Origin of the sequence: Cohnella sp. GCM10020058, from assembly GCF_042683485.1 — a bacterium.
Taxonomy (GTDB): domain Bacteria; phylum Bacillota; class Bacilli; order Paenibacillales; family Paenibacillaceae; genus Cohnella.
The window spans coordinates 1-22758 of sequence record NZ_JBHUJV010000001.1 but is presented as its reverse complement, the minus strand read 5'-3'; the positions used below and the strand labels follow the sequence as shown (position 1 = coordinate 22758).

24 protein-coding genes, 15 tRNA genes and 1 rRNA gene are annotated in these 22758 nt (G+C 57.9%); 4 read left to right on the top strand and 36 right to left on the bottom strand.

Annotation, left to right across the window (positions count from 1 at the left end; genetic code table 11):
* Positions 1–118: 118 nt before the first annotated feature.
* The 6 genes from ACFSR7_RS00200 to zwf all read right to left on the bottom strand — a co-directional run bounded on the left by ACFSR7_RS00200 (position 119) and on the right by zwf (position 6194).
* Complete coding sequence (locus ACFSR7_RS00200) at positions 119–1654, bottom strand: MDR family MFS transporter (protein ID WP_378158304.1); 1536 nt, start codon at positions 1652–1654, stop codon at positions 119–121.
* 32 nt (positions 1655–1686) lie between these two features.
* Complete coding sequence (locus ACFSR7_RS00195) at positions 1687–2358, bottom strand: hypothetical protein (protein WP_378158303.1); 672 nt, start codon at positions 2356–2358, stop codon at positions 1687–1689.
* Positions 2351–3037 carry a hypothetical protein gene (locus ACFSR7_RS00190; protein WP_378158301.1) on the bottom strand — a complete coding sequence of 229 codons (687 nt, stop codon included), beginning with the start codon at positions 3035–3037 and terminating at the stop codon, positions 2351–2353. The genes ACFSR7_RS00195 and ACFSR7_RS00190 overlap by 8 nt, the downstream gene beginning before the upstream one ends.
* Before the next feature lie 17 nt (positions 3038–3054).
* Positions 3055–3684: a YhbD family protein gene (locus tag ACFSR7_RS00185; RefSeq protein ID WP_378158299.1), complete on the bottom strand. Its 630-nt coding sequence runs from the start codon at positions 3682–3684 to the stop codon at positions 3055–3057.
* A gap of 274 nt (positions 3685–3958) precedes the next feature.
* Entirely contained in the window at positions 3959–4582 is a 624-nt protein-coding gene (locus ACFSR7_RS00180) for a cyclase family protein (RefSeq protein ID WP_378158298.1), read from the bottom strand.
* Between the two features lie 58 nt (positions 4583–4640).
* Positions 4641–6194, bottom strand: coding sequence for a glucose-6-phosphate dehydrogenase (zwf, locus tag ACFSR7_RS00175; protein WP_378158297.1), 1554 nt, complete (start codon positions 6192–6194; stop codon positions 4641–4643).
* Between the two features lie 282 nt (positions 6195–6476).
* Here zwf and ACFSR7_RS00170 point away from each other — a divergent pair, with 282 nt between their 5' ends.
* Complete coding sequence (locus tag ACFSR7_RS00170) at positions 6477–7010, top strand: hypothetical protein (RefSeq protein ID WP_378158296.1); 534 nt, start codon at positions 6477–6479, stop codon at positions 7008–7010.
* Between the two features lie 259 nt (positions 7011–7269).
* Here the strand turns inward: ACFSR7_RS00170 and ACFSR7_RS00165 are convergent, their stop codons facing one another.
* The 9 genes from ACFSR7_RS00165 to ACFSR7_RS00125 all read right to left on the bottom strand — a co-directional run bounded on the left by ACFSR7_RS00165 (position 7270) and on the right by ACFSR7_RS00125 (position 14883).
* Complete coding sequence (locus ACFSR7_RS00165; RefSeq protein WP_378158295.1) at positions 7270–8463, bottom strand: EAL domain-containing protein; 1194 nt, start codon at positions 8461–8463, stop codon at positions 7270–7272.
* A gap of 22 nt (positions 8464–8485) precedes the next feature.
* Entirely contained in the window at positions 8486–9958 is a 1473-nt protein-coding gene (locus ACFSR7_RS00160; RefSeq protein ID WP_378158293.1) for a GGDEF domain-containing protein, read from the bottom strand.
* Positions 9959–10174: 216 nt separating this feature from the next.
* Positions 10175–10828, bottom strand: a complete 654-nt coding sequence (locus tag ACFSR7_RS00155) for a response regulator (protein WP_378158292.1) — start codon at positions 10826–10828, stop codon at positions 10175–10177.
* Positions 10788–11855 (bottom strand): sensor histidine kinase, encoded by a 1068-nt coding sequence (locus ACFSR7_RS00150; RefSeq protein WP_378158290.1) that lies wholly within the window; start codon positions 11853–11855, stop codon positions 10788–10790. The genes ACFSR7_RS00155 and ACFSR7_RS00150 overlap by 41 nt, the downstream gene beginning before the upstream one ends.
* 13 nt (positions 11856–11868) lie before the next feature.
* Complete coding sequence (gene liaF, locus ACFSR7_RS00145; RefSeq protein ID WP_378158289.1) at positions 11869–12516, bottom strand: cell wall-active antibiotics response protein LiaF; 648 nt, start codon at positions 12514–12516, stop codon at positions 11869–11871.
* 163 nt (positions 12517–12679) lie between these two features.
* On the bottom strand, positions 12680–13375 hold the full coding sequence (locus ACFSR7_RS00140) for a PspA/IM30 family protein (protein ID WP_378158288.1): 696 nt from the start codon (positions 13373–13375) through the stop codon (positions 12680–12682).
* A 4-nt stretch (positions 13376–13379) separates the two neighbouring features.
* Complete coding sequence (locus ACFSR7_RS00135; RefSeq protein WP_378158287.1) at positions 13380–13889, bottom strand: PspC domain-containing protein; 510 nt, start codon at positions 13887–13889, stop codon at positions 13380–13382.
* 3 nt (positions 13890–13892) lie between these two features.
* The gene (locus ACFSR7_RS00130) at positions 13893–14558 is read right to left on the bottom strand and encodes a PspA/IM30 family protein (protein ID WP_378158286.1); all 666 of its coding nucleotides are present in this window, start codon (positions 14556–14558) and stop codon (positions 13893–13895) included.
* A gap of 22 nt (positions 14559–14580) precedes the next feature.
* Entirely contained in the window at positions 14581–14883 is a 303-nt protein-coding gene (locus ACFSR7_RS00125; RefSeq protein ID WP_378124357.1) for a hypothetical protein, read from the bottom strand.
* Between the two features lie 211 nt (positions 14884–15094).
* On the opposite strand from ACFSR7_RS00125, the gene ACFSR7_RS00120 reads away from it, so the two are divergent.
* On the top strand, positions 15095–15736 hold the full coding sequence (locus ACFSR7_RS00120) for a C40 family peptidase (protein WP_378158284.1): 642 nt from the start codon (positions 15095–15097) through the stop codon (positions 15734–15736).
* 54 nt (positions 15737–15790) lie between these two features.
* Here the strand turns inward: ACFSR7_RS00120 and ACFSR7_RS00115 are convergent, their stop codons facing one another.
* On the bottom strand, positions 15791–16249 hold the full coding sequence (locus ACFSR7_RS00115; protein ID WP_378158283.1) for an MEKHLA domain-containing protein: 459 nt from the start codon (positions 16247–16249) through the stop codon (positions 15791–15793).
* A 177-nt stretch (positions 16250–16426) separates the two neighbouring features.
* Here ACFSR7_RS00115 and ACFSR7_RS00110 point away from each other — a divergent pair, with 177 nt between their 5' ends.
* Together ACFSR7_RS00110 and ACFSR7_RS00105 are read left to right on the top strand one after the other, a co-directional pair.
* Entirely contained in the window at positions 16427–16768 is a 342-nt protein-coding gene (locus ACFSR7_RS00110; protein ID WP_378158282.1) for a DUF3243 domain-containing protein, read from the top strand.
* Positions 16769–16848: 80 nt separating this feature from the next.
* Positions 16849–17805 carry a YihY/virulence factor BrkB family protein gene (locus ACFSR7_RS00105; RefSeq protein ID WP_378158280.1) on the top strand — a complete coding sequence of 319 codons (957 nt, stop codon included), beginning with the start codon at positions 16849–16851 and terminating at the stop codon, positions 17803–17805.
* Between the two features lie 222 nt (positions 17806–18027).
* Here ACFSR7_RS00105 and ACFSR7_RS00100 read toward each other — a convergent pair whose 3' ends face one another.
* From ACFSR7_RS00100 to rrf, 20 genes are all read right to left on the bottom strand, one after another.
* Positions 18028–18828 (bottom strand): formate/nitrite transporter family protein, encoded by an 801-nt coding sequence (locus ACFSR7_RS00100; RefSeq protein ID WP_378158279.1) that lies wholly within the window; start codon positions 18826–18828, stop codon positions 18028–18030.
* Positions 18829–19044: 216 nt separating this feature from the next.
* Entirely contained in the window at positions 19045–19266 is a 222-nt protein-coding gene (locus tag ACFSR7_RS00095; RefSeq protein ID WP_378158278.1) for a hypothetical protein, read from the bottom strand.
* Between the two features lie 445 nt (positions 19267–19711).
* The gene (locus tag ACFSR7_RS00090) at positions 19712–20062 is read right to left on the bottom strand and encodes a hypothetical protein (RefSeq protein WP_378158277.1); all 351 of its coding nucleotides are present in this window, start codon (positions 20060–20062) and stop codon (positions 19712–19714) included.
* Positions 20059–20901: an alpha/beta fold hydrolase gene (locus tag ACFSR7_RS00085; protein WP_378158276.1), complete on the bottom strand. Its 843-nt coding sequence runs from the start codon at positions 20899–20901 to the stop codon at positions 20059–20061. Before ACFSR7_RS00085 ends, ACFSR7_RS00090 begins: the two co-directional genes overlap by 4 nt.
* A gap of 206 nt (positions 20902–21107) precedes the next feature.
* Positions 21108–21193 (bottom strand) — tRNA-Leu (locus ACFSR7_RS00080).
* A gap of 28 nt (positions 21194–21221) precedes the next feature.
* Positions 21222–21298 (bottom strand) — tRNA-Arg (locus ACFSR7_RS00075).
* Positions 21299–21309: 11 nt separating this feature from the next.
* Positions 21310–21383, bottom strand: a tRNA-Cys gene (locus ACFSR7_RS00070).
* An 11-nt stretch (positions 21384–21394) separates the two neighbouring features.
* Positions 21395–21469 (bottom strand) — tRNA-Gly (locus ACFSR7_RS00065).
* A gap of 4 nt (positions 21470–21473) precedes the next feature.
* A tRNA-Gln gene (locus ACFSR7_RS00060) sits at positions 21474–21548 on the bottom strand.
* A 12-nt stretch (positions 21549–21560) separates the two neighbouring features.
* Positions 21561–21636, bottom strand: a tRNA-His gene (locus tag ACFSR7_RS00055).
* 20 nt (positions 21637–21656) lie between these two features.
* Positions 21657–21730: transfer RNA gene (locus ACFSR7_RS00050), tRNA-Trp, on the bottom strand.
* An 18-nt stretch (positions 21731–21748) separates the two neighbouring features.
* Positions 21749–21832, bottom strand: a tRNA-Tyr gene (locus ACFSR7_RS00045).
* A 16-nt stretch (positions 21833–21848) separates the two neighbouring features.
* Positions 21849–21924, bottom strand: a tRNA-Thr gene (locus tag ACFSR7_RS00040).
* Positions 21925–21948: 24 nt separating this feature from the next.
* A tRNA-Phe gene (locus tag ACFSR7_RS00035) sits at positions 21949–22024 on the bottom strand.
* A gap of 27 nt (positions 22025–22051) precedes the next feature.
* A tRNA-Asp gene (locus tag ACFSR7_RS00030) sits at positions 22052–22128 on the bottom strand.
* A 33-nt stretch (positions 22129–22161) separates the two neighbouring features.
* A tRNA-Met gene (locus ACFSR7_RS00025) sits at positions 22162–22238 on the bottom strand.
* A gap of 109 nt (positions 22239–22347) precedes the next feature.
* A tRNA-Glu gene (locus ACFSR7_RS00020) sits at positions 22348–22422 on the bottom strand.
* Between the two features lie 19 nt (positions 22423–22441).
* A tRNA-Ser gene (locus ACFSR7_RS00015) sits at positions 22442–22534 on the bottom strand.
* Between the two features lie 4 nt (positions 22535–22538).
* Positions 22539–22614: transfer RNA gene (locus tag ACFSR7_RS00010), tRNA-Asn, on the bottom strand.
* Between the two features lie 25 nt (positions 22615–22639).
* Positions 22640–22756 (bottom strand): 5S ribosomal RNA (gene rrf / locus ACFSR7_RS00005).
* Positions 22757–22758 lie beyond the last annotated feature (2 nt).

Here is a 22758-nt window from a genome sequence, read left to right as displayed (position 1 = left end):
CGCACTTGAACGGTACCTCCGCGCTTTGAACTGTCGCCATCTTACGACCGGTTTGTGAACTCAATATGAAATGCGCGGCTGGAATCGCGCCTAAAATGCCGCGCCTCCGAACTGCACCTCAATGCCCGCCCGCGGCCATTTCCGGCTTTTCCCCTTTTGCGGGAATCTCAAGCTTCGAACGTCCCATGAAAAAGACGGTGGCGAGTGCGAGTCCCGCGGGCACGAGCGACCAAAGGAACATGTGCGAAATCGAGGACGACAGCGCCTCTACGATCTTATGCAGCGTATCCTCGGGAATGTTGGCACGGTTTTCCGGCGTCAGCGATTGGCGGATGTCGCCGAGCGCCGCGCCCTGCGCATCTTCCGTGCCGGCGAAGGCGCCCTTCAATTTGTCAGCGAGCAAGTTGCGCTGCATGATGCCGAAGACGGTCAGGCCGACCGTCATGCCAAGCGAACGCACGAACGACATCGTCGAGCTCGCAGAGCCCCGCTGGTTCGCCCCGAAGCCGTGCATGCTGGCCATGCCGAGCACGGAGAACGAGAAGCCGACGCCGACGCCCGTGACGATCATGTACCAGACCAGCGTCGCCCTGGGCGTGTCGGGTGTAATCGTCGACAGCAGCGCGGCCCCGATTACGAGAATGACGGCGGACAAGATCATGACATTGCGATAAGACGTCTTCATCGCGAGAAATGCGCCGATCTGCGAAGAGACGACCGATCCCAGCGTCAGCGGGAGCAGGATGAGGCCCGAGTTCGTTGCGGAGCCGCCGTTCACGCCCTGCACGAAGATCGGGATGTACATCGCGAACGTGATAAATGCCGCGCCGTAGAACAATCCCGCTACCGTGCTTGAAGCGAACAGCCGCTGCCGGAACATGCCGTAGGAGATGATCGGATCCGCCGCCTTGGTCTCTGCATACAAGAACACCGCGAACAGGACAAACGCCGCGGCGAACAGCGAGACGATCTGCGCCGAATCCCATGCATACGTGCCTCCGCCCAGTTCCAGCGCGAACATAAGGCTGACGACCGCCCCGACGAGCGTGGAGGCGCCCCACCAGTCGATGCGTTGTTTCATATGAACGCGGGATTCCTTGTAGCCGAATACGATCAGGGCCAGCGCGATCAGTCCCAGCGGGAGATTGATGTAGAAAATCCAGCGCCAGTGGACATGGTCGGTGATGTAGGCGCCCAGCAGCGGTCCGGCGAGGCTCGAGGTGCCGAATACGGCGCCGAAGATGCCCGACATGCCGCCGCGCTTTTCGACCGGAATGACGTCGAACAAAATCGTGAACGCGATCGGCACGAGCGCGCCGCCCCCGATGCCTTGAATAGCCCGATAGATGGACAGCTCGGTGATGCTCGTCGCCGTCCCGCATAGTACCGAGCCGAGCAGGAACATGATCATGCCGAAAATGAAAAACCGCTTGCGTCCGTACATGTCGGACAGCTTGCCGAAGATTGGCATGCCCGCCATTTCCGTGACGAGGTACGCCGAAGTGACCCAGACGATCTTGTCGTAGTCGCCGAGCTCGGAGACGATCGTCGCCATGGCGGTACCGACGATGGTGTTGTCGATGGCCGCCACAAAGATGCCGAGCATTAGTCCGGCGAGAACGATGCCCAGCTTGTTGCCTTGCGAAGCGCTCATAATTAAACCTCCTGAAGAAATTGAATATCGAATTAAATGCGCACGCGCTGACCGACCTTGGCCCGCGAGTCTACGCGCAGCTCCCGCCGGTATTCGACGCGCCCGATCACGCAGCCCGGACCGATGACGACGTCCCCGCCCCTGACGACATCGGCTTCCGTATGCTGCAGCTCGACCTGGTCGCCTTCGATCGTACCTGCCTTCAACGAGGCGGCTCCCGAAGGCGATACTAGATTTTTGAGGGCGCTCATCCGGCTCCGCCGGACGCTGAGCTTGCCGCCCCCGAGCTCGCCCACGGAGCTGGGGCCGTATAACCCGAGCTCCAGCCGCTCTGCGCTGAGCAGACCGCCGCAGACAATGGCGCCGCGCAGCAAGGCTTCGCCAAGCTCCACGTCGCCATCTACGGCGAGCTGGCCGTAGAGCTTCATTTTTTCGCTCCGCAGGTTGCCCTTCACTTTAACTTCGCCCGTGCCCCCGATTTCTCCGCTCGCAAGGCTGGCCTCCACGCCGCAAGTGCCGGTAAGCTTGACCGCATCCGCCTTCAGCCCTCCGCGAACGTCAACTTCGCCCGTACAAGTCAGCTTGCTGCAGTCCAGGTCCCCGCGAAATTCGCACTCGCCCGTAATCTTCACTTGACCGAAGACGCCCCCGTTCGAGGAACTGGTTCCTACCATCTTCAGCGCGGGCCGACTTTGATTAGCCATTTAATTTCGCCTCCTCGCCAATTCGGGCCGCCGGGTGCTTGCGAAGCTCGGTCCGGTATTCCACGCGATCGATGACGCAGCCTTCGCCGATCGTCACCCGATCCCCCCGCACGACTTTTACCGTCGCGTGATCCAGTTCGATCCAGTCGCCTTCGATCAAGTCGGCCATCAGCTCCTGAGCGAAGCTCGGCAGCATCCGCTGCCATAACGTTTGCCAAGCGCCGGTCCGTCCTTTACCGATGCGGATCGACTCGCCGCCGATCTCCTTCGCGGCGCCTCTGCCCTGCAGCTTCAGATCGATCGTGCCCGCATTCAGCAGCCCGCCGATCTTGAAGGCGCCCTCTCCTTCGAGCGCGTCCGTCTCGCAATCCCCGCCGACGGTCAGCATGCCGTTCAAACGCAGCTGCTGCCCCGCATACGCGCCCACTACCGTAATGACACCGTCGATGACGGCCTTGTCGACTCGTGCATTCCCGGCGATATCCAGCGTGCCGTCGAGGTCAAGCTCGACAGCCGTCAATTGTCCGCCAATGCGGATTCGGCCGTCCGCGTCGAACAGCTGCGCTTCGATATCGCTCGCCACCTTGCAGACGCCGTTCAGTTCTACTTTTTTATAGACGCCGCCCGCAGCGGTACCGATGCCATCCATTTTCAAATCGCCGATCATCTCGCTGGCCATCGCTTATCATCCTCTCTTCAGTTCAGCTTGCTCCTCAACTGCTCCGCGATCTCCGCCAATTGCACTCTGGCAACGATCTTGACGCCGGTATCGAAGTGCAGCGCAGAAGGCACCGAAGCGAGCGCAAACATCGTTACGCCCATCTTCCGCATAAACAGCAGCTCGCACGGCTTGCCTTCATAACGGGGAAAGTAATCGCGCAGCGTCTCTATCAACAAGTCGCTCTCGACAAGGCTGATCTCTCCCGCCGACAGCAGCTGATCCGTTACGAACAAATACAATAGCTGCGCAAACGTATAGGCTTCCTGATCATTCAGCTGCGTCGGCGTGCTGTGACGGTCGATGGAAATTTTCGAAACAATGTTACGTTCTACTAGCTCGCGTTTGGACAACGTAAGTTCGGTTTGCAGAGGAGACAGCTTGCCGGCCAACTCATCCAGCGATAAATCTTCCTTCATGTTCATAATCCGATCGATTCTAGCCAATATCATATCTTTAGGAAAAAAGGTCTCTTGTCCTGTAAACGTGGACTTGCGGATAAACCACTCCTCGGGGATCAGCTGCTTGCGCTTCCAGCGGTAAAGCTGGCCGTAAGAGATGCCCATAAGCTCCAGCAGGTCTTTTTTCGAGATTAATTCGCGCTCCATGTTCGTCACCTCTTAAAATCAATGTAACATAACACTGTTACGTTGTAAACGAGCGAAATGAACACGAGCACGCTGCGAATTTAATTGTAATGCGGGCGATGGAAATTCGCTTCCGTCTACAGTAGCTTAGCGGCCTCGGTCTGGAGACCGAGCGGAAGTCTTCGCAAAGCCCGGCGGAAGGTGCAACCATCGCAGTCCATCGCATGTCCACCGTAATTTCTGCATCAAAAAAACCGGGACGCTCAGCGTCCCGATTCTGCTCGTCATATTTAGATTAGTCGCCAATCAACAGCGCACGGGCCGGCGCGGCATCGATGCCGGTCATCTTCAGCGGCGCGATGACGAGCCAGTAGGAGCCCGGCGCGACGTCCTTCAGGCGCACGCCTTCGACGATGACGACGCCCGCGCGCATCAGCGTGCGGTGCGTCGGATACTCCGCCTGCGACCGCTCGATGCCAAGCGCGTCCGTCGCGGCGACCGCGATGCCGATCTCGGCCAGATAGCGCGCCCCGTCTTCGCGCAGGAAGACGAAGTCCATCAGAAACTCCTCGGTGTACGAGCTGCTCGTCTTAAACAGCAGACGTTCGCCCTTCTGGATGTTAAACGGCACGAGATCTTCCTTCGTAATTGAATCGTTGACGTGCGTCAGATCCAGCACGCGTGCCGGACCAACCAACTGCTCCAGCGGGATGGTCTCGATCGTAGCGCCGCCCGCCAGCATATGAAGAGGCGCATCCACGTGCGTCCCCGTATGCACGTTCATCGTCAGCAAGCTTTCGTGCGGCTTCCCCTGATCGTGATTTTGCACGTTCGTGATACGCGGCTTTTTAGCCTCGTAATTTTTCCATACCTGCATGCCCTCTTCGATCGTCATACTGATGTCGTATATACGCGGCATCCGCCGTTTCCTCCTCCGAATAAAGGCTGCCCGCGCAGGCGGGCAGCCTTTTATAATTTTACTTGCCGGAATTGCTGACCCAAATGACGTTGTCCTCGTCCTGCCCGTTCACCGGCCACCAATGGAAGCCGTCCTGATGCAGCAGCTTGTGCGCCTGCTGCGGGCCCCAAGCGCCTGCGGAGTAGTGAGCAAGATCCGCGGCATGCTCCTGCCAGGCGGCTGCGATCGGATCCACCAGCTGCCAGGCGGCCGCAAGCTCGTCCCAGCGCGTGAAGTAGGTCGAATCGCCGCGCGCCGCGTCGAAGAGCAAACGCTCGTAAGCTTCAGGCGTATTGATGCCGACCTGGCAGCTCTGGCAGAATTCCATCGCCACGGGCTGCACCGTCATCTCGTTGCCCGGCTTTTTGGCGTTGATCCGGATGTAGATGCCCTCCATCGGATTGACGCGAATGACCAGCAGGTTCGGCTGGAGCTGCTGCCGGCTAGCGAACAGCAGGTTGCCCGGCACGTTCTTGAACTCGACGACGATCTCGGTCGACTTGACCGGAAGCCGCTTGCCGGTGCGGACGTAGAACGGTACGCCCGACCACCGGAAATTGTCCACGAACAGACGCGCCGCGAAAAACGTCTCGGTCGTCGAATCCGCGGGCACCGAATCTTCCTCGCGGTAACCCTTGAGCGCTTGGCCTCTCAGCTCGCCCGACGTGTATTGGCCGCGGATGACGCGCTCGCGCACCTCGTCGCCGGACTTGAAGCCACGCAGGGAGCGCAGCACCTTGACCTTCTCGTCGCGGATCGCTTCGGGATCGAGATGGCTCGGAGGCTCCATCGCGATCATCGTCAGCATCTGCAGCATATGGTTCTGCACCATGTCGCGCAGCGCGCCCGATTTGTTGTAGTAGGCGCCTCGCTCTTCGACGCCGACCGTCTCGGACAGCGTGATCTGGACGTTCGCGATATGCTGCTTGTTCCAGAGCGGCTCGAAGAAGGCGTTGGCGAAGCGGATGACCTCGATGTTCTGCACCATTTCCTTGCCCAGGTAATGGTCGATGCGGAATACTTCGTCCTCCCGGAATACGTGGCGGATCTCCTCGTTCAGCTTGGACGCGGACGGGTAGTCGTAGCCAAACGGTTTTTCGATGACCAGTCGATGCCAGCCTTCGCTCTCAAGCATGCCGCCGTCCCGTAGGTTGCGGGATACGGTGCCGAACAGTTCAGGCGCCAGCGCCAGATAGAAAAGGCGGTTGCCGGCGATCGAGTAACGCGCTTCGAGCGCCTCCGTCGAGGCCTTCAGCTCGCGGAAGCCGTCCACGTTGCCGATGTCGAGGGAGTGGTAGGTAAAGCGCTCCGCGAAATCCTGCCAGTCCTGGCCGTCTCCGATCTTGTAACGGCAAAATTCCTTGATCGATTCGAGGACGTCCTCGCGGAACTGCTCGTCCGTGCGCGGGCGCCGCGCGAGGCCGACGATGGCGAACTTGTCGCCAAGCTTGCCTTCGCGGTAGAGGCTGTACAACGCCGGAAACAGCTTGCGGCGGGCCAGGTCGCCCGTCGCGCCAAAGATAAAGTAAACCGCGCCTTCCGCGGCTACGTTGTCTATCAGTTGATCCGTCATGTGTTCGTCAACTCTCAATGCGTTAGAATAGCGTTCGCCCGAGCCTCGGCTGAGCCGCCGAAGTTTCTCTCGGACTGCATCGCTTTAAAGCCCAAATTTGACCCTTACTCATGCTCAGTAGTTTATCATAATTGACTTCTCTAAGCTATTCTTTTGGAGGTTTTTTACAACTGGCCTGCCGGTGTTTCAAGCGTATGCCGTTAGGGTAATTCAGCATAACTTTACAATAGGGAAACAGGGAAACGCAGCCAAATAAAATACGCACTGAGGAGGTCAGCAATTATGGCCATACGTTTCAATAGCTTGAACGGTTCAGCACGGCTCTCCGCCCGCATTTCCCCCGTTAATAGAGTGACGCCGCTCCTGCCGTTTCAAGAGGTGCTCGACGAAGAGACTTACCGGTACGTTCGCGAAGAAGGAGATTCGCGGCGCGCGCCGGTGCCGGCCCCGCTGCCTCCTCACGTCAGGCGTGCCGCCGAAGCCGCCTCTTCCGTCGTGAAGCAGGCGATCGAAGTCAATTACGCCGTCGACAAAGTGTACGCAAGCCCGTCCGAAGCCGCGATGAGCGAGCTCCAGGACAAGGCCGAGAGTCTGAGCCTAAGCCTCCAATCCGAGGAAGAGCTGCAGCTCGATCCCGGCATCGGAGAACGGCTCACCGCAGCGTACTCGCCCATGGGCTGGCGCAGAGTCGCCGAGCCGCTGGCCGAGCAAGCCCCTTGGCGGATGATTCCCCTCCGCGAAGCGATCTATACGGATCAGATGCAGCTGCAGTCGTTGTATCCGGATACCGGCCTATTGCTCAGCGAGCAAGCTTAAACTTCTCTTGTGAAAAGGGACGTCGCAGATCATGCTGCACGTTCCTTTTTTTGCGCCGCTTTAATTTAACGGCCCGTTCGTTCCTTGTCTGTGGCGGCTTGACTTCAACCGGTGTTCACACCATCCTGTCCGAAGGGGATATCGTTCAAACGCTGCAAGAACCTCCCCGTACAACGCCGCGCGGCATGCAAAAAAACCGCTAGAGATACGATCCTGCGGTTCCTCGCTTACTCATTCCGGCGAACGGCTGATGCTTAGCCTAAAGGTTTTCCGCCATCGGTCCCGGTCGGCCGAGCAGATAGCCTTGGGCGTAATTGACGCCCATCGAGATCAGTTTGTCCAGCTCCTGCTGCGTCTCCACGCCTTCGGCGATCAGTGCAATCCCCATCCGATCCGCGGCTTCGACGAGCGTGCCGAGCATGTGTTCCTTGAACGTATCCGCATGCAGGCCGCTGACGATCGAACGGTCCACTTTAATATAATCCGGCCGCAGTTCGACGATCGACAGCAAAGAAGAATATCCGGCTCCGACATCGTCGATAGCGATCTTGTATCCTTGGCTCCGGTAATGCGCCAGCACGCGCTGCACCGAGCCGAAGTCCCGGATGCTCGATCGTTCCGTGATCTCGAAGACGACCTGGTCGGGCGTCAAGCCATGCGACTCCAGCAGCGCGAGTGTCTTCCAGGGCGCAAATTGCGGTGCGTCGATAATGCGGGGAGACAGGTTCAAGAACAGCTTCTGTTCCTTCGCAAGGCCGGCGCTGCCCGAGATGGCCCGCTCTCTGGCGAGGCGGTCCAGCGCATAATCTTTGCCCGCACGCTCGGCGAACTCGAACAACGGCAGCGGCCCGTTAAAAACGTCGGTGTTCATCGGCCTCGACAGCGCCTCATATCCGAGCGGACGACGCTCGCGGATGTCCACGATCGGCTGATAGACCGACCGCAGCGCCTGATTATCCAGCAGCCGTTGCAGCTCGCCGAGCCGGAGCGCGTCTTCCAGCGCATCCTCGTGCTGGCCGTTCTGCATCGCTTCCCGCGCCATCTCGTGCAGCTTGCGTGCGGTCCCCTCGCCACGCTTGAACTCGCCGAACGCGCAGCCTGCGTGAAGCGAAGGCAAAGGCGCGCCGGGCTGCTCTTCCCGCAGCGCCGGCTCCAGCAGCTGCTGCTTGTACGCCCTGGCTGACAGCATCAGCTCGCGTCTGAAGCGGCCCGGCTCCTCCTGCTTGTCCGCGCAGAAAAAAAGCATCAGATCGTTATGCAGCCATTTCGCCGCATACGGTCTCGTCGGCGCCGAAAAGCTCTCGAGGAGCAGCTCCTCGGCCCTCCTTTTCCACCTCGCCTCGATCAGCGAGGCCGCGCTCCCCGCAGCTCCGCTCCAATAAAAGTACAACAGGGCGGCTTCTCTGTCCGCAACCCTGGATATGCCCGGCCCCGGATACGTTCCCAACGCCATCGTGTCTCCCCCTCCAGCCGTCTTATGCCCGTTCTTCGAATGACGCTGCGATCGCCTCGCTGACGGCGTACGCGCTTCCCGGCAGTTCCTTGGCCTTTTTCTTGCATGCCGCGGCCAATCGCGACAGTTCTTCATGACTGACGGTTCCTGAGCCGTCCCAACGGATGACGGCGATCGAGAGCGTCACGCCGGGCTGCTGGACGGCGCCGCCATGCCGGTCGACCACCGCCGTCGGCCGAGCCGTCCCGTACATCGGATCGACGCCGGCGTGGAACCGCTCGATGAAGGCGCGGCAGCGAGCTTCTGGATCGGAGCGATCGCTAATGGAGATAAAGTCGTCGCCCCCGATATGACCCAGGAAGTGATGGGTTCCTTCCTCCTGGTTCAGGACGCCGTCAAGCACGGACGCCGTATATCGGATCATATCGTCCCCGGCGCTATAGCCGTAGCTGTCGTTGAACCATTTAAAATAATCCAGATCCGCGTAATACACGCTGAACGGCTTGCGCATTTTAATACGGGCTTCGATCTCCCGGCGAATAATGTCCCCGCCAGGCAATCCCGTCAGCGGGTTGACGCGCCGTGCCGCTTCGGCTTGCAGCGAAGCGAACGATTCGAGCAGCGCCTTGACGGTGACGCCGCCCACGTACCGGCCCTGCTCGGTCACGATCACCGTGTCGTACAGCTGCGAGTCCGAACGATCCATGGCCCTGCGGGCGACGGCTTCAACCTGCATGTCCGCCTCCGCGACGAGCGGCGCGTTCTCCATGATCTTGTCGATCGTCCGGTTCCAATACAGCGGCATGCCGAATTTGGACGCCAGCATCCGATTCAGCCGGTCCCGCGTGATCAGTCCGCGCGGCTGTCCCGCGATCACCACGACGATGCTGTGGCTGTCCGGCTGTTCCTCGAACCACTCCGCGGCTGCCGATACCGGCGTTTCCGGCGGCATGGCGGGCATGGAGACCGCGAGCCGGCCGACCGTCAATCCTTGCTCGCCCTCCGCCCAGGGATCGGCCGATTTGGGGTCTGCCGCGGCCTTGGCCGGATTCGCGGACACCTCGGGAACTTTGGCTTCTTCCATAGCTTTATAAGCGCGTGCGCCGGCCTCCATCATGCCCTCCATGAGCAGCTGTTCGCCGCTGTGACCCGGCGCCCTTGGAGGCATCATGATAAATCCGAAGCCGATCGCGGCTTCGGCGCCCGCATCCTCTGCGACGATGCCGCGGAGCTGAGTTTCAAGCTCGGGCCTGACGGCCTGTCGCCGGCGTTCGTCCTCCGGCAGCCGCACGGCGAGCAGCAGCAGATGTTCGCCCTGCCAGCCCCACAGAATCTGCGAGCGGCCTTCCATCCATTGCTTTAGCTTTTTCTTCGGCCAGGTCGCTCTGTCGGGACCAAGCCGCCCTGCCAGCATGCCGACGTTTCCCTCGCGGGAGCCTCCTACGATCGTCCTGATGCATGCTGGATTCAGTAGACTTTTTACCCATTTACTCATGGTAGCCGCCTCCACTGACAACCTGCTTCTTACCTATTGTAGTCCCGAATCGTTAACGCAAGGTAATATTTACCGTCAGAAAATAAAAAAAATTGTCGATCACGGTCGAACTTCCGACTAAAGACGCGCATTCGGGTATGAAAAAACCGCATGCAGCGCACTTGGCGCGGTTCATGCGGCTTGCTTTATTGCGGAGGACACGATATTCTTGGCAGGCTATTCGGCCAATCCGTTGCGGTGTGCGTAGATCGCCGCTTGGGTTCGGTCCTCGACGCCCAGCTTGCTGAACATATTGGTCAGATGGTACTTGACCGTCTTGATGCCGATGAACAGCTCGTCCGCGATCTCTTGGTTGGACTTGCCCTGTGCGATCAGATGCAGCACTTCCATCTCCCGCTCCGTCAGCTCTTCGTGCGGCTGCGCCTCGGTCTGCGGCGGCCGTCTGAACCGATTCATCATCTTGGAGGCGACCTGCGATTCGAGAACCGATTGACCGCGTGCCGCGGCCCGGATCGCATCCGCGATCTCGCTCGCCCTCGACGTCTTGAGCAAGTAGCTGAATGCGCCCGCTTCGATGACAGGATACATCTTCTCGTCGTCAAGGAAGCTCGTCAGCACAATGACGCGACATTCCGGCTGCTGCTCGAGCAGACGGCGCGTGGTCTCGATGCCGTCCATGCCTTCCATGACCAGGTCCATCAGCACGACGTCCGGATTGTACGCTTTTGCGAGTCGCAAGCCTTCTTGTCCGTTGCCCGCCTCACCTACCACTTCAATGCCTTCTTCGGTCCCCAGTACGGCAGCCAGTCCGATTCTCACCATCTCGTGATCATCGACCAGCAGCACTTTGATCGGCTGTTGCTCCGCCATCTTCCCACCCTCTCTCTTCCGTCATGATCGGCACCCGGATCTCGATGCGCGTGCCCTTGCCCGGCGCGCTGGCAATGTTCAGGGAACCGCCGAGCTCGTTCACCCGTTCTTCCATGCTGACGATCCCGTACGAAGCGTGCTTTTTCTCCTGCATATCGAAGCCGACGCCGTCGTCCCGGATCGCCAGCCTGACGGTGTCTCCCCGTCTATGTAAGGCGATGTCCATCTTGTTCGCGCGGGCATGCCGAAGCGTGTTGGACAGCGCTTCTTGCACCATGCGGAACAGATGGTTCTCAATGCCTTTGTTCAGCGGCAGGTCCTCGTCCATATCGAGCGAGATGTCGATGTCGACCTTGGCCCGCATCTCCTTCACCAGCTCCGGCACCGCCTGAGACAGCCGCTTGCCCTCCAAATGGACGGGCCGCAGGTGCAGCAGCAGCGCCCGCATCTCGGACTGCGCGACCGAGGACATCTCCTCGATGAGCGCGATCTGCCGACGCGCCCGCTCGAAGTCCTGGTCCATCGTCCGTCCGACGGCAGTGGCCGTCATCGAGATTGCGAACAGCTGCTGGCTGACCGCGTCGTGCAGCTCGCGCGCGAGCCGCTGCCGCTCTTCGACGACGGCGCTCATGCGCGCCTTGGCCGCAAGCTCCGTATTGTTGGTCGACAAGCGCTGCAGCGAAGCGACCTGCTCCTCCCACTTGCGGCTGAAGCGAACGAGCTGTTCGGCGAGCAGCCCGATCTCGTCCTTGCCCATGTTCGGCTGCGGCTGCACCGGGCTGCCCCGCTCCATCAGCAGCAGCGTATGGCGCATCTGCTCGATGCGGCTGCGCGTCGGCAGGCTTCTGAACAGACCGAAGCCGACGCCCGCCACGATGAGGACGCCGACTGCGGTAAGGCCGAAGGTGATGACGTTCGACCACGACTCGAACGGAGCCGCGAGTCCCTGGCTTTCCAGCAAGTAAATGACAACGAAGCCGATCCCGAGGGAGAACAGAACAGCTTCGCCGATTTGACGCCAGACCATTATGCGCTCCTCCTCAGATCGGCCGGATACGAATGTTGCCGACGATGTAATTAAATTGCAGTTTGATCTGCTGATCCTGACGCGCGAAGCCCGGCGTGCTCCACGACATGCGCCTCATCATGCCGCCGTCGCCCTGCCCGTCGACCGTCACCTGGCCGAGCAGCACATTGGCCTCGACCTGCACCCCGTAGTCCTCGGGAACGACGATCTCGATATCGCCGACGATGCCCTGCAAGACGACGTTCGTCTCGTTGTCCTCCGGCACGACGCCGCTCAGGTCCAGCCTGACCTCGCCGTACAGATGCCAACTGCCCATGGAGCGGAGCACCCAGCCTGGCCGATCCTGCCTCATGCTCAGAATGAGCCTTGGCCTGCTGACATATCCGGCGCCTTGGGACGGCCTCACACGCAAATAATAGATCGCCGCAAGGATCAATCCGATCACGAGCACGAGACCGATCTGGTTGACGACCAGCACGATCGCGCTGACGGCGATGACAACGACCGATAACCGGCTGCGATCCTGCCTGTAGCGCTCAATGCCGAGCCATAGGAGGATGGCCGCGTTGACTGTCGCGAAGCCCGCGATGGCGCCGACGGCCAGATAGAGTCCGGCGGCGATGAGCACCAGCGACTTTTTGGACAAGTTCAGGTTTTTCATACCGGCCGCCTCCTCTCCGTAGGATCGTCTGCGCTGCGGCCCAATACCTTGTTATCGCGGATAAAGCCATAACGGACGGGTTCGTCCGTTATGGCCTTCGGCGAGCATCCTTGCTAGCATACCACATGTTTTCTGCGGCGTGAATGCCGCCTGTCGACGTTCCTTATTCGTCCGAAGCGGACGGAGGCGCGATACGGCTCTTCAGCGCCGCCAGCTCTTGATCGACCTTCATCGCCTTGGCGGGATCGACGGAGGACGGAGCGACGGATACGCCGCCGAACGGGGCGCCAGGCAGGCGGGCGACATCGGCTTCGGCTTCCATCTGCAGGATTTTCTCCTCCATCCGGTAGAAGCCACGGGAAGCATTGCCGCTCTCGATCGTGTGCGTCTGGCTCGATTGCGCCAGCTGCTTGCGCGCCTTGGCCATTTGAGCGCGGGCGGCGAGCTCGTTGCGCTTGTTGCGCAGCTTGTAGAACTCTTCCTTCATCTCGTGCAGCTGGCCGGTCAGCTCGGCGACCTGCGCGCTCGCTTGGCTATGCAGCTCTTGCAGGCTGCCAGCCTGGCCTTCGTAGTAAACCTTCTCCTCGAGCAGCTTGCGGGCGATGCCTTCGTTGCCGGAGAGCAGCGCTTGCTCGGCTTGACCGATGCGCTCGGCGGAGATGCGAACCGCCTCGTCGAGACGCTGCTTCAGCCGGCGCTCTGCCGCCATCTGACGCGCCACCGTTACTTCGGCGTCGCGAATTTCCACTTCCATGTCGCGAATATACTGGTTGAGCATTACAACCGGGTCTTCCAGTTTGTCCAGCAGCTCGTGCACCGATGCCTTCGTCATGTCCTTCATTCTTTGAAATACGCCCATTGTATTATTCTCCCTTCGATTGTTGTTCAAATTTGGTGATGCGGGCCTTCAGTTCTTCGATTTCCTTCTTGAGCGCCTTCTTCTCGATATCCTCCATCATCGCGTCCAGCGTCGACGACGCTTGCGAGGACGGAGCGGCCGTCTGGGGAGCGGGCCTGGCTGCCGGTGCGGCAGGACCCGGACCGGGCCAAGCGCCGCCGGAGTTCCAGGAAGAAGCGGGCGGTGCCGGCGGACGTTGTTGCGGAGGCGTCCAGCCGCCGTTTTGAGGCGGAGGCGCCCAGCCGCCATGGCCTCCATGCGGACCGCCGAAGGCGCTGCCGCCGCCGAAGTCCGAATCGCGGGGAATGATGAACCCGGCGATGATGTAGACGAACAGCACGGTGCCGCCGGAGAAGACGGTCACGATGACGAGCAGGATTCGCAGCAGCGTCGCGTCAACGCCGAGGTAATCGGCGAGTCCCGCGCACACCCCGAACAGCTTGCGGTCGCGGGTCGATCTATACAGCTTGCGCATCGTTTACCCTCCTTGTTCCAGCTTGCGCTTCAGATTTTGCAGCTCGCGGTCCACGGCTTGCGAGACCACCGTGCCGGCCTGGTAGACGAGCTCCTGGCCCATGCGCCGCAAATCTCTGAGGCTCTTGGTCTCCAGCTCCATGTCCGTCAGCCGGTCGTCCACCTTGCGCAGCATTTGCGAAGGATCTGCGCTTCCGGGCGCGAAGCGGGCGTTCAGCCTTTGCTGCAGCTTCAACGACTCCATACGGGCGATGTAGAACTGCCTGCGGTCGTAGACGCTGCGATATTCGTCCCTCAGCTCCTGCAGCAGCTGCTCCAGCTCAAGCAGCTCGTCGCGGCTCTGCTCGTACAAGCCTTGATAGCGCTCCGCCCGTTCTTCATGGGCGACCTTGTCGGCGAGCGCCAGCTTCGCGGCGTTCTCCTCGCCTGCCTTCAGCGCGGTCAGCGCTTGTTCCTCGCGGCGCTGCGTCCACAGCTGCGCGTCCTTCAACTGCTTGTGCATCTGGTCGGTGTGGGCGGCGTATTGCCGCTGCAGCACCTCGCACTGGCAGATCTCTTGATGCGTCGACCAGAGGAACTGATCGATGAGCTTAACGGGGTCCTCCGCGTTGTCCAGCCTCTCATTCAGCGTTGCGACCGTTATGTCCCGCACTCGTTTGACTACGCTCATTGTTATGGATAACCTCCTTTGCTTACCATCTGCGGGTACGACCCGATTTGCCGTTCAGCATCGATATTCCCAGCACGATCAGCCCGATCGCCGCGACCCAGAAGATCACGACCGACAGCTTGCCCAGCAGCATGAAGCCGCCGATGATGCCGATGACGATGCCGATCAGTCTGTAACCGTTGCGCCATGCCATCACGCCAAGACCGATGATCGCGATCGGAATCAGAAGACCGATGATCCATCCGACCAAGTGACCCAGCTTACCGAAGAGAAGAAGTACGCCCAACGCGATCAGTACCACTGCCCAACCACTGTTCTTTTTCAACTCGTCTCACCCCTTTGCGTCGTTTCCTGTTTGCTTTACCTCACAAATTCATTGTAAACGCTCGGACGCCTTCGGATAACGGACCCGCGCACGGAATTGGCCCTAGACTGCAGTCGGGGGCCGGCACGGTCTTAAGGTGCCAACATTTGCGGGTACCTTTGGCCTTCCGTCTATGTTAGCGTTATCTATACCATAAACGGGAGGTGTTTGGATGTTACGCAAACGCTTGACGATTGCCACGGCCGGCTTGTTGGCGGCTTCGGCGATATGGACGGCTCTGCCGGCAGCTGATGCTTCCGCCGCTAATGCGACGGATATCGGCTCCGCTTGGACCTTTGGAGGCATGGACTCTACGCCCGATGCTTCTGCAGGCGGTACGGCCGATGCTTCGGCAGACGGTACGACCGCTTCGTCATCCGACGTTGAAAAGATCATTGCAGAAGGCATGCGTTATATAGGAACGCCTTACGAATACGGTTCGGATCGGAATACCGATGCGACGTTCGATTGCTCGGACTTCGTCAAATGGATTTATTACCGCGCGGCGGGGATCGAGCTGCCTTCCGACTCGCGCAGCCAAGGAGATTACGTCAAGAAAAAAGGGACCGTCACGAGCGACTGGCGCGAGCTGAAGCGGGGAGATTTGATGTTCTTCATGTCCTATCGCGGCACGTCCGCTTCCGCATACGGCGATGCGGTCAAGTCTAACGCTGAAATTACGCATGTCGCGATATACCTGGGAGACGGCAAAATGCTTCAGACTTACTCGAAGGACAGCGGCGGCGTTCGCACGGACACGATCGACGGAACGACTTGGGAAAAGCGGTATTTGTTCGGAGGCAGCGCCCTCTGAGTTTTTTCCACTATTGATAAAGGCTCCGCCCCTTCAGTTGGGGCAGAGCCTTTTTTATAGCCAGGTCCAGCCTGGAAACATCGCCGCCTGGCCCCGATACGCACCCTTCTCGTCAATGAGATTCCAGACAACGGCTTGCTCGATCCGGAACCTTTTGCCGCTCCCCGAGATTCTGACCCCTTCGTATCCGTCAGAATAACCCTTTATCCTGACATTCTCCATAAAGGCTTCCCTGACGCTTCGCTCCAGCGGTTCGGCTGTAAGCCTGGAAGGCATCGCTGTAAACGCCTGCCAGGTCATTTCCCATAGCGTCAGCGCGGTCCGATTGCCATAGTTCAGCACCGGATCCGCCTCCGTCCCGTGGGACAACAAAGCAAACGGCGCTTCGTACAATCGCTCCGCCGCACATGATTCCGTCTCGGCTTCGACCAACGTTTTTCCTGTTAATTTCAGGTAGCTGTCCATGAGCAACCGGCTGTGCCGCTCCAGCCCTTCGCCCTTCTCAAAGCCCATCCGCTCCTCGCCCCTTTCCCATTTCCCCATTGTACTTCCGTTTCACCGGCGGTCAAGATGGACAATAGGAAGTAGTCCCGGGCAGATCCCCTACCAAAGTTCTAACGGTCGGCGATGCGGATAGAATGTCCGAAGGAAAGCGCACAATGACATTAACTTTCAAAGGAGGCATTCAGAATGAGCGAATCCCAGCATATCATCGATAAGGAAGAACGAATCGACACTTCCAAGGTGGGCGATACGATCTCTAGAATCGACGCTCCGAAAAAGGACGAGATCCTCAGCAACTTCGAATCGTTCAAAAGCTATCTGAACAAGCGAATCGCGCTTGGCGAATCGCTCGGCCTCTCCGAGGAGCAGCTCGCGCAGGTCGCGGAGAAGGTCGCGGATTATCTCGCGGAGCACGAGGATCCACGCAACGCCGAGGAAAATCTGCTGAAGGAATTATGGAAGGTCGGCGAACAGGACGAACGACACAAGCTTGCGCATATGCTCGTCAGGCTGGCGCAGCAATCCTGATCGTCCTGAGGCTGTGAATCGCGATCGACCGTCGCATGGTGCGGCGGTCGATCCCTTACCCAGGCAAGGAGGAAAGGAAGATGGACAAAAAAACGAAAAAAAAGTCGCTGCGCTTTGCCGAGAACTTGTACTGCCGCTTTCAGGACGACGAAGTGCCCGCGATGGGCGCCCAGTTGACCTATTACTTAATCCTGGCGATATTTCCTTTCATGATCTTCCTTATCGCCTTGATCGGGTTCACGCCGTTCACGACCTGGGATCTGCTGGACGCCCTGAATAAGGTATTGCCTCAGTCCAACAGCCAGGTGCTTGTCGATTGGATCAAAAACATACAAGATAATCGCAGCGGCGCATTGCTTTCTTTCGGGATCATCGGTTCGCTATGGTCGGCCTCGAGCGGCATTAATGCCATCATCCGGGCGCTGAACAAAGCCTATGACGAGCCGGAGACACGCCCGTTTTGGAAGGTTAAGGGACTGTCGCTTATTGTGACGCTCGTCCTCACGCTCGTTATCTTCAGCAGCCTGGCTTTGCTCGTATTCGGCCGTTGGCTCGGCCAGTGGATTTTCAAGACGTTCGCGCTTCCCGATTTCTTTGACGAAGTATGGTCCGTGGCGCAGTTCGTCATCCCGATCGCCATCATCGCGCTCGTGTTCACGGCCATGTACAAGTACGTGCCCAACCGGCATTTGAAATTCAAGGAGGTTCTGCCGGGCGCCCTCGTGGCAACGATCGGCTGGATCGTCGCGTCGGGACTGTTCGCTTTTTACGTCAGCAACTTCGCCAACTATACGAAAACCTACGGCAGCTTGGGCGGCGTCATCGTGCTGCTCACCTGGCTTTACATCAGCAGCATCATCGTCGTGCTCGGTGGCGAGATCAACGCGACGCTCGCATTCGACCGGGAAGGCAAGAGCAAGCCCGAGTGCAAAAAGTATACCCACTCCATTACGAATGCCTGGAACAAAGTCAAAAACTGGCGCTCGCCCAAACGAGACGACAAGGGTAAAAAAGTGCCTCCCCATGTGCATACTTAAAACATGGCGGTTCGCTGCATCGATACCCAAGGGATACTGAAAACCGCCTTGCGTTCGGAATGTCGCGCGCTGATTCCATTCAGTGGCTGCGCATACGTGAAAGCCCGAATACGGGTTGAATATAATCGGGCCGGAATATCGATTCCGGCCCCTATTCTTGTTCATGTGCAAATTTTGCGATGCCTCGTCATGATTGTCCCTTTATCGCGTTAGCCCTCTCGCTTAAACGGCCTCCGACGTTCTCTCCCGATGAGCCAGATAAAACAGCAATCCCGTACCTATCGCTCCACCAGCGAAGTTGCCCAGCAGGACGGGGATCCAGTTCCACAAGACCATGTCCGCAACCGTGTAGTTCGCGCCGAGCATGAGACCGGCTGGCAAAAGGAACATATTAACGATTAAGTGCTCGAAGCCTTGTCCGAAAAACAGCAGCACCGGCATCCACATTGCCGTGATCTTGCCGATCGTCGAGGTCGAGGACAGGCTCATGATAGCGCCGAGCGCGACCAGCCAGTTGCAAAGCACGGCCTTGACGAACGACAGTATCCAGCCGTCCGCGCCGATATGGATATATGCGCTCGTCTTGCCTTCCGCCGCCGAGATGACCGCTTGCACGAGCGGATTGCTCATATCGTGGCCCATCTTCGTGATGGCCATCGTATATAACGCCGCGTACAGTCCCGCACCGATCAGATGTCCGGCGAGCGCCCATGCGAAGCATGAGACCATTTTACCCGTGCTTATCCTTCTCTTGAGCGCAGCCAGCGGTAAAGCCGCAAAGCTGCCTGTCACAAGTTCCAAGCCCAGCAGCAGAATGAGCACGAAGCCGATGGGAAACAAGACGGCGCCTGCGATCGGTATTTTTGTCTGCACGGAAGCGGTGTAGGCCAGGGTCGTCGCGCATCCGAGTATCGCGCCCGCCAATCCGCTTCGCACGAGCTTCTGCGATACGGACAGCTTGGACTTCGTTTCCCCCATCGCAATCAGGCTTTCCAACATCTGTCCCGGCTTCACATAATCCATGCTAACGCCCCCTAAGCTGCCGCCGGATGACGCCTGTCTGACTTCGGCCGGCTTCTTTGCTTCATTATAGGCAGGGGGACGCAACTGCGCTGTGACTAACTTAACAAGCGTTAAACTTATATGATTGTGTCTGTCGTTACTTTGCCTTCAAGCGTCAGTTCTTTTGACCCGAACAGATTGAATTCGCTGGTATAGGAGATTCGCAGCGTATCACCTTCAAATCGGCATCGATAAGTCTGTACGTAGGCGGACCGGACGGACGGTGAGCAGAAAGGTTTCCTCGTCCGTCCAGCATCCGCTCGCGGCTACTTGCATGTCCGCATCATTTTTGTTGCCTTCATTCAATATCCATTCCGCAGCCCCGTATTTTAGCTCGTAAGCTTGCCCGGATTGCGTCCAGCGGATGCGGCCGCCTTGCTCGTCCTCGCGCAGCTTCACCTCCGACAGGCCTAACGGATTGTCGGCCAGGCGTTAACGAACGCCTCATGACTGGCCCCGCTCCCTGCTCGGCGAGATCTCCGAAGGAACAGCGATTTGAAGAGACGTAAGCCTGTCTGCGAATGCACGGGCCGTATCAGGGTCGGCTCGATCCCTTCGGCTTCCCTATTCAACGCCGGCAGCAGACCTTCCCATACGGCGTTCATGACGGACTGCATATCGATCGTTGACGCCGCTCGTAAATGCCAATACTTCTGGGGCTGCGTGGTAGATCGAGGTTATCCGCTGGATCAGACTCCTTTATGTAAATTGAGAATGTCCGGACATCTCATGATTGATATTCCTTCGCCTGACTTGAATCCCTGCCTCAGTCTTGGAGTTATAAAAAAAAGACAGCCTAAGCTGTCTGTGTTTAAATCATATTTGTGGGGTCACATCTTGCAGTCTATCGCTCCGGTGAAACGAGAAACTCATAATGCACCGCGTCCCCTTTTAACAATAAGCTTGCCGAGACGACGATTTGCACGGCTTCCGCCCTGCCCGACTTTAAAGCAAATCGAACCCGCTCGGTCTTGCCGTTAAGACGAAGACTCGGACTAAAATGAAGCTGGTACAAGATCTGGCTTGCTCTCGTCAAGATCGATTCGAACCGGACGCCTGCCAGCGCATGCGGCATAAAGCCGAACAATCTGCAAAATTCCGCGTCGGCTTCCAGAATGAGATTTTCCTGCGTGAGCAATAGTCGACCTACCGGCGGGACGGCCTTGTCCCCTTCGGTCGGCACCAGGACGCTCAAGCCTCTGCAACCTTTTTTGTCTCCGCATACGCTTCACGGAGATAATCGGATATAAGCGCCACGGTCTCATCCGGATGACTAACGTGAGGGCAATGGCCGGTCGCCTCCATCATTCGAAAGGAACTGTCGCGAATTTGCTGATGCATATAGGCGCCCACTTCCAACGGTGCAATCATGTCTTCCATACACTGCAGGATAAGCGTAGGGGTCTCCACCTTCGGCAGCACGTCCCTGTGGTCCGATAGGAAGGTTGCCCTGGCGAATATACCCGCAATTGTCGGATCCACCTTGCAGAAGCTGTCTTCCAGCTCTCTTGCGAGAGCAGGACGATCGGAATTCCTCATGATCATCGGAGCCAGGTAGCCCGACCACTGCTTGTAGTTGGATGCCATGAGTGCCAGCAGCCCTTCGATATCCTCGCGTTCAAAGCCGCCGATATAATCCGGCAGGTCGTTTATATATCGAGGAGACGGTCCGATTAATACAAGGTGATCGAACACTCCCGGGGACTGCACCGATGCAAGGATGCCAATTAATGCAGCAACCGAGTGTCCGACAAAGACAACATTTTGAAGCTCCAATGCTTCGCATATTTCTAATACATCCGCTGCGTACCCAGACAGTTCGTTGTAACGGACCGGATCGTAAGCATTCTTATCCGAATCTCCAGCGCCGACGAAGTCAAACAGGACAATTTTCCATTGTTCCTCGAATGCCGGGGCGACAAATCTCCACATATTCTGATCGCAACCGAATCCGTGTGCGAAGAGCATAACCCTGTCGCCTTTTCCTTTTATGCTCACATGGTTCCTATTGAGTACATCAAGCTTGTGCGCCATGTTTAACCTCCCGAGTTTGAAATCCGATAACGTCGAGCGGTTATATTCAATTCATTTAGTATACTACTTTGCATCCAGGTGCAACAAATTGTCGCACCCCTTCTATCAAAAAAACAGACGATCCTTCTTGCGATCGCCTGTCGAACCAGCATTCTCTATGAAAATAAAAAAACAAGAAATTATAAAATTTCTTGAAATCGTAGTTATGGTGCCGGTGAAGGGACTCGAACCCCCACTCCCTCTCGAGAAGCGGATTTTGAGTCCGCCGCGTCTGCCATTCCGCCACACCGGCATATTAAATTTGGCTTTAAACAAAAAAATGGCGCGCCCTAAGAGATTCGAACTCCTGGCCTTTAGATTCGTAGTCTAACGCTCTATCCAGCTGAGCTAAGGGCGCGAATATGAAGTTGGAGGCGCCACCCAGACTCGAACTGGGGGTAGAGCTTTTGCAGAGCTCTGCCTTACCACTTGGCTATGGCGCCAAGAACTTAGATGGAGCGGAAAACGGGATTCGAACCCGCGACCTTCTCGTTGGCAACGAGATGCTCTACCACTGAGCTATTTCCGCATAATGGCTGGGGATCTAGGGATCGAACCTAGGAATGACGGAGTCAAAGTCCGTTGCCTTACCGCTTGGCTAATCCCCAACGAGGTAAAAATGGGGCGACCGAGGGGAATTGAACCCCCGAGTGTCGGATCCACAAACCGATGCGTTAACCACTTCGCCACGGTCGCCATAATCACCAAGTCTTCATTGGCAGGGGCAGCAGGAATTGAACCCACACTAACGGTTTTGGAGACCGCTGTTCTACCTTTAAACTATGCCCCTATAATGTTAAGGTAAAACTGGTGGAGGATGATGGATTTGAACCACCGAACCCGAAGGAACAGATTTACAGTCTGCCGCGTTTGGCCACTTCGCTAATCCTCCAAGACTGTAAAACAAATGGTGCCGTCGAGAGGACTTGAACCCCCAACCTACTGATTACAAGTCAGTTGCTCTACCAATTGAGCTACAACGGCATATCCATTAAGGTATTACTCAGATGGTGGCTCGGGACGGAATCGAACCGCCGACACGAGGATTTTCAGTCCTCTGCTCTACCAACTGAGCTACCGAGCCATTTTGCAATCTGTCTTAGAAAGAAAATGGCGGAGCTGACGGGATTCGAACCCGCGGTCTCCTGCGTGACAGGCAGGCATGTTAGGCCTCTACACCACAGCTCCATGTGGGATCTCGGATGAACTCCGGGATAAAGTTGGTTGCGGGGGCAGGATTTGAACCTGCGGCCTTCGGGTTATGAGCCCGACGAGCTACCGGGCTGCTCCACCCCGCGTCGTTAGTAAGTCTTACTATTTAGGCGACGTTTCATATCATAACCGATATCGCCTTAGTAATGCAAGCCTTTTATCAAACTTTTTTTTTCGAATCAGGCTTTGTAAATATGGTGACCCGTGGGGGAATCGAACCCCCGTTACCTCCGTGAAAGGGAGGTGTCTTAACCGCTTGACCAACGGGCCTAAATCTTAAGTAAATAACTGGCGGAGAGAGAGGGATTCGAACCCTCGAGACGCTTGTGACGCCTACACGATTTCCAATCGTGCTCCTTCGACCAAACTCGGACATCTCTCCATGATGGCTCCCCGAACAGGACTCGAACCTGTGACAACTCGATTAACAGTCGAGTGCTCTACCAACTGAGCTATCAGGGAATATTATTAAATTGTGCTGCTCTTGGCCTGGCGACGTCCTACTCTCCCAGGACCCTGCGGTCCAAGTACCATTGGCGCTGGAGGGCTTAACGGTCGTGTTCGAGATGGGTACGCGTGGGACCCCTCCGCCATTACCACCAGACC